This window comes from Amycolatopsis sp. NPDC045836, from assembly GCF_056431745.1.
Window position 1 is genome coordinate 282274 of the sequence record NZ_JBWKKF010000003.1, and the last position, 12211, is coordinate 294484.

Genomic DNA, 12211 nt, shown 5'->3' on the forward strand with positions numbered 1-12211 from the left:
TCAGTCCCTCCGCCGCTGCAGGCTGACCCGGGGGTCGACGCCCACGTAGACCAGGTCCACCACCAGGTTCACCACGACGTAGAGCAGCCCGAGCAGTCCGACCATGCCCTGGAGCACGGGGAGGTCGTGGCTGGTGATCGCGGAGACCGTCAGCCGCCCGAGCCCCGGCCTGCCGAACACCGTCTCGGCGACCACGGCGGCGGCCACCAGGTTCCCGACGGTGGTGCCGACCACGGTGATCGTCGGGATGGACGCGTTGCGCAGCGCGTGCCGCAGCTGCACCCGCCGGGGACCGGCGCCCTTGGCCCGGGCGGTGACGATGTAGCTCTCCGCGCGAGCCGCGGCCAGGCCGTCCCCGAGCACCTGCCCGATCACCCCCGCCGCCGGCAGCGCCATCGCGAAGGCGGGCAGGACCAGGTGTTCGAAACCGTCGTCGCCGGTGGCCGGGAACAGGCCGAGGCGGAACGAGAACACCTCGATCAGCAGCAGGCCGACCCAGTAACCCGGCATCGACATGCCCAGCACCGGCAGCGCGTTGCACACCGCGCGCAGCGGCGCGAACCGCGTCACGCTGCCCAGCAGGGCGACGCCGACCCCCAGCGCCAGGCCGAACACCAGTGCGACACCCGCCAGCCCGGCACTGGGTGGCACGGCCGCGCCGATCACCTCGGTGACGGGTTCCCCGGTCTGGATCGACCGGCCGAAGTCACCGGTCAGCGCGTCACCGAGAAAGCCCAGGTACTGCTCGGGCAGGGGCCGGTCCAGGCCCAGTTCGTGGCGCAGCGCCGCTTCCTGCTCCGGCGTCGGCGGTGCACCCGCCCCGGACAGCAGCAGCTGCACCGGGTCGCCCGGCACCAGCTGCACCATGGCGAAGGCCAGGGTGAGCACGACCAGCAGCACCGGCAGCGCCGCCAGGAACCGCCGGAGGACGAACCCGCGTACCCGGCCGATCAGCGCACGACCCACGTTTCGTGGAACGACGGCAGGCCCTGGGGGTCGAAGGCCAGCCCGTGCACGGCCTGGTCCGCGGCCAGCAGGTAGGTCGGGTCGTACACCGGGACGGAGGTGGCCCCGTCGACGATCAGCCGCTGGGCCCGCTCGTAGTTGGCCGCGCGCTTGACGTCGTCGACGGTGGCCGCCGCCTCCGAGAGCAGGGCGGGCACCTCGGGCACCACCGCGGCCGGGGTGCCGCCCCTCGGCGCGGTGAGCACCGTGCGCAGCACGTCGCCGTCGGCCCGGACGAAGCTGATGTCGGACAGCTGCCAGTCACCCCTGGCCGTGCGGCTGAGCACCTCCCCCAGCGGCAGCGGGGTCAGCTTCACTTCGATGCCGACCGCGCCGAGCTGCTGCTGGACCAGCTGCGCGAGCAGGTCCCGCTGCTCGCGGGCGGGTGAGACGTACACCCATTCCAGGCTCAGCCGCTGACCGTCCTTGCTCCGCGCGCCGGTGCCGTCTCTGGGCCAGCCGGCCTGGTCGAGCAGCCGCTCGGCGGCGGCCACGTCGAACTGGCCGGTGCCGAGCACCGGGGCGTGGCCTGGGGTGGCCGGGGTGAGCACGCTCGTGGCCCGCGGGTACTTGCCCTGGTACAGGGTGTTCACCAGCTGCTCGGTGTCCACCGCCTTGGCGATCGCCTGGCGCAGGGTCACGTCGGTCAGCGGCGCCCGGCTGCCGTTGAGGTTGATCGAGTAGGCGATGCCCGGCTGCGACTTGGTGAGCAGCTGGAACTCCGATTTCAGCCCGTCGGCCTCCTTCGGCGGCACGTTGGCGATCGCGTCCACCTGGTGGCTGCGCAGGCTGCCCATCCGCACGCCGTTCTCCGGTACGACGTCGATCCGCACCGCGTCGAGGTAGGCGGTGCCGCGGTGCTTGGCGGCCTCGCTCCCCCAGTTGTACCCGTCCCGCCTGGCCAGCGTGATCTTCTGGTTGGCCACCCGTTCCGAGACCACGAACGGCCCGCTGCCGACCGGTTTCTGGCACAGCGCCTGCGGTCCGCCCGCGAACGCCGCGGGTGACTGCATGCCGAGGAAGGCGGTGCTCACCGCCTGCAGGAAGGCGGCGTTGGGCGCGGAGAACGCCACGGTGACCGTCTTCGGGTCGACCACGGTGGTGCCGGTGTAACCCGCCATCAGGCTCGCCGCGAGCAGCGACTTGGTCGCCGGGTCGACGATGCGGTCGAAGTTGGCCTTGACCGCGTCGGCGGTCAGCGGGGTGCCGTCGCTGAAGCTCACGCCGTCGCGCAGCACGAAGGTGAACCCGGTGGCGTCCGGGGTCACCTGCCAGGATTCGGCCAGCCACGGCCGGATGGTCAGGTTCTGCGGGTCCTGGGCGACCAGCGAGTCCACCACGCCCCGGCTGACCAGCTGGGAGGCCGCGGTCGGCGACTGGTGCGGGTCGAGGCAGCCGGGATCCGCGTCGGTGGCGAACTTCAGCTCACCACCGGCCCTCGGCTGCTCGCCGGTGCCCGGCCCGGGATCGGCCCCCGGTCCGCCGCACGCCGCCGTGCCGAAGGCGACGGCCAGTGCCAGTGCCAGAACCCGTCTCGCGTTCATCGTTCTCCCCGTGTGGTCGCGCCGGTTTCGCGCAGCAGCGCGGCTTCGCGCGAACTGATCGGTGGTGCGGCGTTCGTCAGGCCGCCGCGCCGGGTGGCGAGCACCTTCAGCGCCGTGCCGGGTCGCAGCAGGCCGGACAGCGGTGCGCTGAGGGTGTAGGCGTCCAGCAGTGCGGTGGCCACCTCGGGCCGCACCGCCGCGGCCCGGCCGACCCGGTCGGCGTACCAGGTGCGGACCGCGCTCAACCGGCCGGCCGGGGGCGCGGCGGTGGCCGGGTACCGGGTGTCCTGGCCGACCGACAGCGCCCACGCGTCGGCGGTGGCCCGGCCGACCGCCCGGCCGACGGCTTTGGCGAGACCGGCCCCCAGCCCACGGCGGCGCAGTTCGCCGCGCAACGCCAGCGCGTGCACCGCCGCCACGCTCATGCCGTGCCCGTAGACCGGGTTCAGCACGCAGACCGCGTCACCGAGCGCCACGAATCCCTCGGGTAGCCGGGGAAACCGGCGCAGGCGGTCCGGCGGCGCCGCGAAACCGCGGATCGGGTCCAGCGGCTCGGCGGTGTTGATCAGGTCGGCGATCAGCCGGTGCCGCAGCCCGGCCGCGAAGGCGAGGAAATCCGGTTCACCGGTCGGCGGCACGTGACCGCGCATCCCGGCGAGGCTGACGATCCACGAGCCGTCCTCGGTGGGCAGCAGCACGCCGCCGTGCCCGGCACCGGCCGGATCGGGCTGCACGCACACGGCCGGGAAGGCCCCCGCGAGGTCGGCGGGCGGGCGGTAGGTCCGGGTGGCGTAGCGGATCCCGCCGTCGACGACCTGCTCGCGCACGGCGGGCACGCCCAGCTCGGACAGCCACCGGTCCGCCCGCGAGCCCGCGCCGGTCGCGTCGACGACCAGGTCGCCGTCGATCCGCCTCGGCTGCCGGGAACCCCGTTCGCGGACCAGCACCGAAGTGACCCGGGCCGGGCCGCCCGCGAGGCCGGCGGCTTCGGTGCCCGCCCGGACGGTGATCCGGGCGTGACGCAGAACCCGTTGGCGCAGCACCGTTTCCAGCAGCGTGCGGCGGCAGCTGATCAGGTACTGGGTGTGGTCGACGCGGGGCAGCCAGCCGAACGGGGTGAACGTCATGAGGTCGCCGGGCATGCCGAGCCGGTGCGCGCCCTCGGCCAGCAGCGCGTCGACGGTGCCGGGCACCAGTTCGTCGATCGCCTCGGCGCCGCGGGCGAGCAGCAGGTGCGCGTGGCGTGCCTGGGGCACACCCCCGCGCGGCCCGCCGCCGTCGAAGCGATCGCGCTCGACCACGGTGACCGCGTCGGCCGCACCGGCGAGCGCGGCGGCGGCGAGCAGCCCCGCCACACCGCCGCCGAGCACCACACCGTGCGTTCCCACGTCAGACCTTCCGCCAGGCACGGACACCTTCGGCGGCGAACTGCCGCCGGAGCAGCACCAGGTAAACCACGTCCAGCACCAGTTCGGCAACGACCATCTGCAGCAACAACCACCGGTCGGGGTACAGGGCGATGAGCCCGACCCCGCCCGCCGCGTCGACCACCGTCTTCAGCAGCGCGATGTACATCGTCTGCCCGGCTGTGGACCGGCGGGCCCGCAGCATCACGATGAACAGGGCTTCCATCAGCACCACCACAAAAACCGTGGTGTACACGCCGAGGCGGTCGTCGAATTCGCGGGTGGCGAGCAGGAGGAACGAGAAGGCGAAGACGAACCAGCCGCCCACCATCCAGCCGAAGCCAGCCCGCGAGAGGTCGCGGAAGTCCTTGCGGCCGTAGCGGATCGCCTGGAACAGCAGCACCAGGTTCAGCGGCAACCAGCAGTACAGGACGATCCGCAGCGGGTATTCGACGGGGTAGAGGAAGGCGTAGATGAACTCCCAGGACACGTTCGCGCAGGCGGCGAACACCGGCAGCGTGGAGTACCCGTCCAGGAACCCGCGGCGGATGGCCATCAGGTAGATGACGAAGGTGACCACCCCGACCACCGCGGACGCGGTGGCGGGCAGGGCCGCCGGAACGGACGCCCGCTCATCCAGCACGGGAGGAGTCACCCAACCACCTCCCCGCGGCAACGGCGCACTGGCGACCAGCACACCCGACACCGGAGGACTCATCGAACCGCCTTCCCGACGCCACGCGACCAAACCGCGCCGGCCAACACACCAGCGCGCCACACCGCCGAAGCTGAAATCCGCGCACCCAGCACCGGAGGAATCACCGAACCGCCTCCCCGGCCGCGCCAGCGGGCCACACCACCGAAACAAAAGCCCGCTCATCCGACACGTGAGGACTTGCCGAACCGCCTCCGCCACACCGCGCCAACGACCAACACCGCCGAACCGAAGCCCACTCACCCAGCAACGGAGGAGTCACCCAGCCACCTCCCCGACGCCACGCCACCGAACCGCGCCACCCAACACGGCCGGCACACCAGCTGGCCGCAGCGCCGAAACCAAAGCCCGCGCACCGAACACCGGAGAAGTCATCGGACCGCCTCCTCCACATCCCGTCGCCGGAGGGCGTCCTTCACCTGGACCGCACCGGCCAGACCCAGGTACAGCAGGAAAACCAGCACGCACGCCCACACCGACCCGGTCATCCCGTGCTCGATCCCGGCCGTGACGAGCAGGCCCAGCACCGCGAAGATGCCGGTGGACGCGGCGTGCACGGTGCCGAGCAGGGCGGTGGTGGTCGCCCGCTCCGGGGCCTCCGCCGAAGGCGGATCGCCGAGCACCCGCCGGCACAGCAGGTACCCGACCGGCGCGGTGAGCACCAGCGCCACCCCGGCGGGCACCGGCAGCACCCCCGCCGCGGTCACCCCGACCACGATCAGGTAAGCCGCCGCGTGCAGTCCGGCCACCAGCAGCCCGGCCCGCCGCGGCCCCAGCCGATTCGGCAGGGTGTGCTTGCCCGCCAGCAGGTCCGAGTCGCGGTCGCAGAAGTTCATCACCGTCATCCGCGCGGTCATGCACAGCAACAGCGGCACGCAGACCGCGGCCAGCAGCGGCGACACCGCACCGGACAGGGAGAAGCTCATCAGCAGCGGGCACAGCACGGTCAGCGAAGCAGCCGTGGTCACCTCACCGAGGGCCCGGTAGTTCAGCCGCACCGGCGGCGCGGTGTAGAACCAGGCGAGCGCGATGGCGACCACGGCGATCACCCGCTGCGGGGTCTGTGGCATCAGCATGGCCAGCGACACCACCACGAACAGCAACACGAACGCCGCCGCCAGGCTCACCTCCGGCCGCAGCGCGCCCCGCACCAGCACCTGGCTGCCGCCGGTCCACCGGTTCGGCGCGGTGTGCGCGCTGTCGGCCTCCAGGTCGAAGTACTCGTTGCAGTAGTGGGTCATCAGGTGGGTCAGCACGATGGTCGACTGCACCAGCACCCACGTGCCCAGCTGGAACTCGTGGCCGAGGTGCACCGCCGCGGTCAGTCCGAGCGTGGCCGTGAGCAGGCTCTCGACCAGGAACCTCGGCCTGCTCAACCGCACGAACGCGAGCACCGGTTCCCGCATCCGGCACCTACCGGTTCCGCCACGGCGATTCGGGCTGGTACAGCCGCGTCGGGGTGTCCCGCTCGAACGGGGCGCCGGGCGGCAGGTTGATCAGCTCCAGCTGCATGCCCCACGGGGTGAGGAAGTACACCCACCGGTCCCCCGCGATCGGCCCGTCCTCGATGGTTTCCGGCTCGCCGAGCACCCGCACCCCCGGCTGCCCGGCCAGGTAGGCGGCCGCGGCGTCCACGTCGTCCACGTGGATCGCCAGGTGGTGCCCGCCCCAGTCGCTGTTGCGCGGCAGGGTCCGGCGCTGGTCCGGGGCCGAGTACTCGAACAGCTCCAGATTGGTCACCGGGCCCAGCCGCAGCATGGCGATCCGCGCCGAGGCCGCGGCGTCCACGCCGAGCTTGCGCGTCATCCAGTCACCGCCGGGGTCCTCGACCGGGCCCAGCCGGTAGGCCAGTTCCGCGCCGAGCACGTCGACGAAGAACGCCACCGCCTGGTCGAGGTCGGGCACGGTGTAGGCGACGTGGTGCACGGCCCGCGCACCGGGGATACCGCTCATCGACGCTCCGCCTTTCCGGCGTATGCCTGGTTCGGGATCGCGCTCATCAGCATCAGCCCGCCGTCGATCGGCACCGACACGCCGGTCAGGTAGGCCGCCTCGGCGCTGGCCAGGTGCGCGATCAACGCGGCCACCTCACCGGCCCGGCCCGGACGGCCCACCGGGATCATCGGCCGGTCGAGTTCCGCGGCGTCCACACCGTCCGGCACGTGGTTCATCGGGGTCGCCGTCTCGCCGGGGCTGACCGCGTTGACGGTGATCCCGTACCCGGCCAGTTCGAGCGCCATCACCTTGGTCAGCATCAGCAGCCCGCCCTTGGCCGCGCAGTAGGCGGCGCCGCCGTCGATCGGGATCTGGTCGTGCACCGAGCTGACGTTGACGATCCGGCCGCCGCGCCCCTGCGCCACCATCAGCCGCGCCACCGCCTGGGCGCAGGCGAACGGCCCGGTCAGGTCGACCGCGAGCAGCCGTTCCCAGTCGGCCAGCGATTCGGTGAGGAACTCGCCGCGGCGGTTGACCCCGGCGTTGTTCACGAAGACGTCCACCCCGCCCAGTTCCCCGGCCGCGCGCTCGACCGCGGCGGCCGCCCCGGCGGGGTCGGCGTGGTCCAGCCGGAACGGCAGCGCGTCCCCGCAGGCCGACGCCACCCGCCGCGCACCGTCCTCATCGGACCGGTAGCCGACGGCCACGGCGAAGCCCTGCTCGGCCAGCAGCAGCGCGGTGGCCTTGCCGATGCCCGAACTGGCCCCGGTGACGATGGCGGTGCGCCTGCCCATCAGTTGCCACCGCCGAGTTCGTAGCCCGCCTCGGCCAGGCTGCTCGCGCCGAGGTAACCGTAGAGCGCGGTGGTGATCGTGCCCGGATCGGTGCGGAAGCCGTGCCACTCACCCGCCGGGATCTGCACCAGGTCCCCCGGTCCCAGCCGGACCGGCCGCGGTGCGGTCAGGTGGTAACCGCCGCCTTCGAGCACGAAGAAGAACTCGTCCGCGTTCGGGTGCCGGTGCTCACCGTGGTGCCCGGCGGGCTCGAAGATCGAGGTGGCCACCACGATCCCGGTGCTGCCCACGGTGTCGGCGGTGGCGAGCCAGCGCACGCCCATGCCGGTGAAGCCGCCGGTGGTCGCCAGCGGGCCGTCCGTGCCCGGGCCCGCCACCTCGAACTGCCAGGCAGTGGCTTTTCCCGCCACGGCACGGTGTTCGCTGTGCAGCACGAGCAGCTCGGCGTCGACGACGGTGGTGAGGCGGCAGGCGCCGTACACGCCGTCGCCCCGGTACAGGTCGCCGCCGTCCCAGCGCACGGCACCGCGCAGGACCACCACGGCCCGCTCTCGGCCCGTGTGGTCCTCGGGAAGGACGTCGCCCGTCTGCAGCGAAACCCGTTCGATCGTGCCGGTCATGCCACTCCCAGTTCGAGGATCACCTTCGGTCGCCCAGCACGCCCGTGTGCCACCAGCTCGAACGCCCGCGCGGCCTCCGCCACCGGCACCACCTCCGCGACCAGGCATTCGCCGTTCAGCACGCCCTCGGCGAACAGGCGCACGGTCTGCTCGTAGTGGTCCAGCCCGTGCCGGATGCCGTGCACGGTGATCCCCCGCAGCGCGAGGTCACCCGGGACCAGTCCGCCGTCGGGGTCGTTCGACACCCCGACCAGCGCCACCCGGCCACCGTCCTCGGCCAGCCCGACCGCGCTCGTCAGCGTCCCGGCCGCCCCGGACGCCTCCACCACCAGCGAGTAGCCGCCGAGCGGGGCGGCACCGGCGAGGTGGGTGGCTCCGGCACCGAGCCGGGCCGCGAGTTCGAGCCCGCCGGGGTCCACGCCGATCGCCTCGACCCGGCCGGCCTGCCGCCGGGCGAGCTGGACGGCGAGCAGGCCGATCGTTCCGGTGCCGAGCACGGCCACCCGGTCGCCGAGCCCGCACCCCGCGCGCCGCAACGCTTCCACCACGGTCACCGCGGGTTCGACGAGCACCGCCCACGGCACCGCCAGCGACGCGGGCAGCCGGGTCAGCGCGGACGCGGGCAGCCGGACGTACTCGGCGGCGGCCCCCTGCTGGTGGTACAGCCCGACCTCGGTCAGGCGGCGGCACAACTGCCTGCGGCCACGGCGGCAGGCCGAGCACAGTCCACAAGGGACCATCGTGTGCCCGACCACCGGTTCGCCCACCGCGAAGTCCGGGCTGCCGGTGGCGACCACCTCGCCCCACCACTCGTGCCCGAACACGTGCGGGTGGCGTGCCCGGCCGTCGCGGAAGTAGGCCGCCGTGCCGTGCAGCAGTTCCAGGTCGGTGCCGCAGATCCCGACGTAGCGGGGCCGCACCAGCACCTGGCCGGGAGCGGGCCCGGGAATCGGCAGTTCGCCGTGCACCAGCCGGTGCGGCCCGGCGATCATCACCGCCTTCATCGTGCCGGACGGCCAGCCGGCCGCCACGGCGTGCTGGGCCCGGACGGCCGTCACGGCGCGACTGGCTTCCGCACGGGCAGCACCCGCGACACCTCGGCGGGCAGCACCTGGACCCACAGCAGCACCAGGCCACCGGAGCCGGCCCGGAACCGCGCCGGAGCAGCGGCGGGCGCCAGCACCAGCGCGCCGGGCGAAAGCGGCGTACCGGCGTCGACCAGGACCCCGTCGCCGCCGAGCACGAACCACGCCGACTCGGTGCCTTCGACGCCGCCCGGGGCGAATTCCTCGTGCGCGGGGACCGACACGTGGTCGATGGCTTCGCACTCGCTGTGCAACATGCCGCGGCGGGCCAGGCACCGCCAGGACACCGGCGTCCGGCCGGCTTCGACCGTCCGGGATGGACTCTCGGTGGTGGTGACGATCATCCGGCCCCCCGGTCCGGCACGTCCAGCTCGACCAGGAAGTACTCGACCCCGTCCGGCCCCGCGGCCAGGCGCAGCGCGGTGCCCAGCGGGGCGGTCACCGAAACCCCTTCCCGCAACGGGACTTCGGTCGAATCGGTGCTCGCGGTGCCCTCACCGGAGAGCACGAAGAAGCTGAACTCGGCACCGTTCGCCGTCAGCGCGACGACTTCACCGGGATCGAGCCGCACCCGCCGGATCCCGGTCAGCGGGCCGGTGAACACCGAGCTCGGATCGACCTCGCCGGGCTCACCGAGCCGGAACACCGCGGCGTTCGGCCCTTCGCGCCCGGTCATGCGCCCACCCCGCGCAACACCGCCGCGGTCGCCGGAGCGGAGACCTCGATCACCAGCCACGTCACCCCTTCGTCGGGAGCGGCCCGCAGGCCGTGCTTGGCGCCGAGGCCGGTCAGCACCACGTCACCGGGACCGATCGGGGTGGCCACCCCGTCGAGCAGCATCTCGCCGTGGCCGGACAGGATGAAGTAGACCTCCTCCGTGCGGCTGTGCACGTGTTCCCCGCTCACCCCGCCGGGCGGGACGCGGGCCCATTCCACGGCTTCCCAATCGCCCCGGAGCCCGGCTCGCCGGGCGAAGCACTTCCATTCCGAACTGCCCGCCGCGCCGTGCACGCCCCGCACCACCGATGGCGCTCGCGTGTCCCCGACGATCAGGCCGGCCATCACAACTCCCCGAGTTCCTTGGCGGCCAGCACCAGTTCCCCGTCGGTCACGTCGTGGTGGAACTCGACCGAGCCGATACCGGTCAGCAGCGGCATCCGCTGCTTGCCACCGCGGTGCCGGGTGGTCTCGGCGAGCGCTTCCCGCAGCACCGAGGGGGTCAGCAGTTCGTGCTCGGTCGGCAGGCCGAGGTCACGCATCAGCCGCACGACGCGGTTCCGGTCCTCGGTGCGCAGCAGGCCGCGGCGGCAGGAAACCGTGGCGAACAACGCCATGTCGATGGCGACCGCCTCACCGTGCAGCAACTGCGGCAGCGCACGCATTTCGATGGCCGGGCTGATCGAGTGGCCGAAGTCGACGCGCCGTTCCAGCTGCTTCTCCCGCAGGTTCGGGCCGAGTTCGGCGAGCATTCCGGTGACCGCGCGCTCGAGCACCTCGGCGCCGCCGTGCTGGAACCGGTCACGCACCAGCTCGGGGCCGGTGCCGTCGAGCAGTTCGAACAGTTCGGGGTCGAGCACCAGTGCGATCTTCAGGATCTCCGCGATGCCGTCGGCCACCCGCCGTTCGGGCAGGGTGGCCAGCAGCCGCCGGTCCAGCAGCGCGGCCACCGGCGGGTGGTAGGCACCCAGCCGGTTCTTGTGCCGCCCGTGGTTGACCGCCGTCTTCACCCCGACGCCCGCGTCGACCAGGCCGACCAGCGTGGTGGGCACCCGGAGGTACGGCGTGCTGCGGCGGTAGATGCCCGCGGTCACGCCCACCACGTCCAGCAGCACCCCGCCGCCGATGGCGATGACCGGTTCGTGGCGGTCGAGGCCGAATTCGTCGATCGCGTCGACCAGCCGCAGGACCGTGTCCATGGTCTTGCGCTCCTCCGACACCGCGACCGGCACCACCCGGGGTTCGATCCCGTGGCCCTCGAAGTAGCCGCGGATGCGCTCGCCATAGAGGCGGTCCACGGTGCCGTCGACAAAAACCAGCCGGCGCACCGCCGGATCGGCGGCGCCCGCGGCGAACCGGGCCAGCGCCGGATTCCCGCCGTCGAAGACGTCGTCGACCAGCACGACCTCGTACCGGTCCTCGCAGTCCGCCGAAACAGCCCAGCGTCGCAGGCCGAGCCCGCGGCTTTCACGCATCCGTTCCCCCCGGTTCGGATTCGCCGGGCGAAGGGCGGATCCAGGAGCCCGACAGGTGTTGGCGAGCCTAACCAGGGCCACCGGGGCGGGAAACGGCCAAACGGGTGGTCAAACGATCAATCCACGGCGGTGGAGTTCAGGAAAGGGAATCGAGCAGCGCCAGGTCGGGTGGCACCAGCGTGGTGGACAGGATCAGCTCGCGGAGCAGGTTGTCGTTGAGCGTGTTGCCCACCGGTTCCCCGACCTCCTCCCGCAGCAGGCCGTGCACCCCGGCCGCGGACAGGCGCAGGCGGACGTCGGAAACCAGGTGCTCCACCCGTTTCACGCTCCAGTTCGCCTCCGGCTGCAGTTCGGCGAGCAGCAGGGCGGCCTGCTGGCGGGAGATCGGCTGCGGATTGGCGTCGTGGTACAGGTAGCGCTGGCCGAGCACCACCAGCAGCAACCGCTCGTCGGGGCTCAGCGGCCACTGCCGGGGCTGGTGGGTGACCGCGTCGTAGCGGGCCGCGGGCTGGCCGCCCTCCTCACCGGAGATGTAGAGCTCGACCAGGTGCTCGCGGTCGCGGGAACCGCGGATGAACATCGGGGTGTACCCGGTGGGCAGCGGAACCGGTTGCTCACCGGGGAACAGCCACTTCGTCTCCGGCAGCCGGATGGGCAGCCGCCCGGTGTTGCTGACCCACCAGTGGTCCTCCCGCCGCACCAGCAGCCCGTGCCTGCGGCTGACCCGGGGATCGGTCTCGCCGACCGACAGGTCGACCTCGGTGCGGTTGCGGCCGAAGCGGATGGTGCGCCCCTCCACCGGACCGGCGGTGATCCGGCCGGTGACGGTCAGCGCGACGACGGTGCTCGCGGCGGACGGGGGAATGCCGCGAGCGAGGCTTTCGTGGCCCATGGCTGCCTCCTTGCTTCGGCCGT

The 12211-nt window shown here is 72.8% G+C and carries 14 protein-coding genes; all 14 read right to left on the reverse strand.

All coding sequences use genetic code 11. The annotated features are described in order from the left end of the window. The 14 genes from AC07EG_RS06180 to AC07EG_RS06245 all read right to left on the reverse strand — a co-directional run bounded on the left by AC07EG_RS06180 (position 1) and on the right by AC07EG_RS06245 (position 12188). Positions 1 to 966, reverse strand: a complete 966-nt coding sequence (locus tag AC07EG_RS06180) for an ABC transporter permease (protein WP_478251936.1) — start codon at positions 964 to 966, stop codon at positions 1 to 3. Continuing rightward, positions 951 to 2549, reverse strand: a complete 1599-nt coding sequence (locus AC07EG_RS06185) for an ABC transporter substrate-binding protein (protein ID WP_478251937.1) — start codon at positions 2547 to 2549, stop codon at positions 951 to 953. Before AC07EG_RS06185 ends, AC07EG_RS06180 begins: the two co-directional genes overlap by 16 nt. After that, positions 2546 to 3937, reverse strand: coding sequence for an FAD-dependent oxidoreductase (locus AC07EG_RS06190; protein WP_478251938.1), 1392 nt, complete (start codon positions 3935 to 3937; stop codon positions 2546 to 2548). Before AC07EG_RS06190 ends, AC07EG_RS06185 begins: the two co-directional genes overlap by 4 nt. 1 nt (position 3938) lies before the next feature. After that, positions 3939 to 4610 carry a transmembrane-type terpene cyclase gene (locus AC07EG_RS06195; RefSeq protein WP_478251939.1) on the reverse strand — a complete coding sequence of 224 codons (672 nt, stop codon included), beginning with the start codon at positions 4608 to 4610 and terminating at the stop codon, positions 3939 to 3941. A 431-nt stretch (positions 4611 to 5041) separates the two neighbouring features. After that, complete coding sequence (locus tag AC07EG_RS06200; RefSeq protein ID WP_478251940.1) at positions 5042 to 6076, reverse strand: prenyltransferase; 1035 nt, start codon at positions 6074 to 6076, stop codon at positions 5042 to 5044. A 7-nt stretch (positions 6077 to 6083) separates the two neighbouring features. Continuing rightward, positions 6084 to 6623, reverse strand: a complete 540-nt coding sequence (locus tag AC07EG_RS06205; protein ID WP_478251941.1) for a VOC family protein — start codon at positions 6621 to 6623, stop codon at positions 6084 to 6086. Then, positions 6620 to 7399: an SDR family oxidoreductase gene (locus AC07EG_RS06210; RefSeq protein ID WP_478251942.1), complete on the reverse strand. Its 780-nt coding sequence runs from the start codon at positions 7397 to 7399 to the stop codon at positions 6620 to 6622. Before AC07EG_RS06210 ends, AC07EG_RS06205 begins: the two co-directional genes overlap by 4 nt. Then, positions 7399 to 8019: a cupin domain-containing protein gene (locus tag AC07EG_RS06215; protein WP_478251943.1), complete on the reverse strand. Its 621-nt coding sequence runs from the start codon at positions 8017 to 8019 to the stop codon at positions 7399 to 7401. Before AC07EG_RS06215 ends, AC07EG_RS06210 begins: the two co-directional genes overlap by 1 nt. Further along, entirely contained in the window at positions 8016 to 9077 is a 1062-nt protein-coding gene (locus AC07EG_RS06220; protein WP_478251944.1) for a zinc-dependent alcohol dehydrogenase, read from the reverse strand. The genes AC07EG_RS06215 and AC07EG_RS06220 overlap by 4 nt, the downstream gene beginning before the upstream one ends. Further along, positions 9074 to 9448: a cupin domain-containing protein gene (locus AC07EG_RS06225; RefSeq protein WP_478251945.1), complete on the reverse strand. Its 375-nt coding sequence runs from the start codon at positions 9446 to 9448 to the stop codon at positions 9074 to 9076. The genes AC07EG_RS06220 and AC07EG_RS06225 overlap by 4 nt, the downstream gene beginning before the upstream one ends. After that, positions 9445 to 9780, reverse strand: a complete 336-nt coding sequence (locus AC07EG_RS06230) for a cupin domain-containing protein (RefSeq protein WP_478251946.1) — start codon at positions 9778 to 9780, stop codon at positions 9445 to 9447. Before AC07EG_RS06230 ends, AC07EG_RS06225 begins: the two co-directional genes overlap by 4 nt. Next, positions 9777 to 10166 carry a cupin domain-containing protein gene (locus tag AC07EG_RS06235; protein ID WP_478251947.1) on the reverse strand — a complete coding sequence of 130 codons (390 nt, stop codon included), beginning with the start codon at positions 10164 to 10166 and terminating at the stop codon, positions 9777 to 9779. The genes AC07EG_RS06230 and AC07EG_RS06235 overlap by 4 nt, the downstream gene beginning before the upstream one ends. Then, positions 10166 to 11296, reverse strand: coding sequence for a sedoheptulose 7-phosphate cyclase (locus AC07EG_RS06240; RefSeq protein WP_478251948.1), 1131 nt, complete (start codon positions 11294 to 11296; stop codon positions 10166 to 10168). Before AC07EG_RS06240 ends, AC07EG_RS06235 begins: the two co-directional genes overlap by 1 nt. Positions 11297 to 11432: 136 nt before the next feature. Continuing rightward, positions 11433 to 12188 carry an FHA domain-containing protein gene (locus tag AC07EG_RS06245; protein ID WP_478251949.1) on the reverse strand — a complete coding sequence of 252 codons (756 nt, stop codon included), beginning with the start codon at positions 12186 to 12188 and terminating at the stop codon, positions 11433 to 11435. Positions 12189 to 12211: the final 23 nt, after the last annotated feature.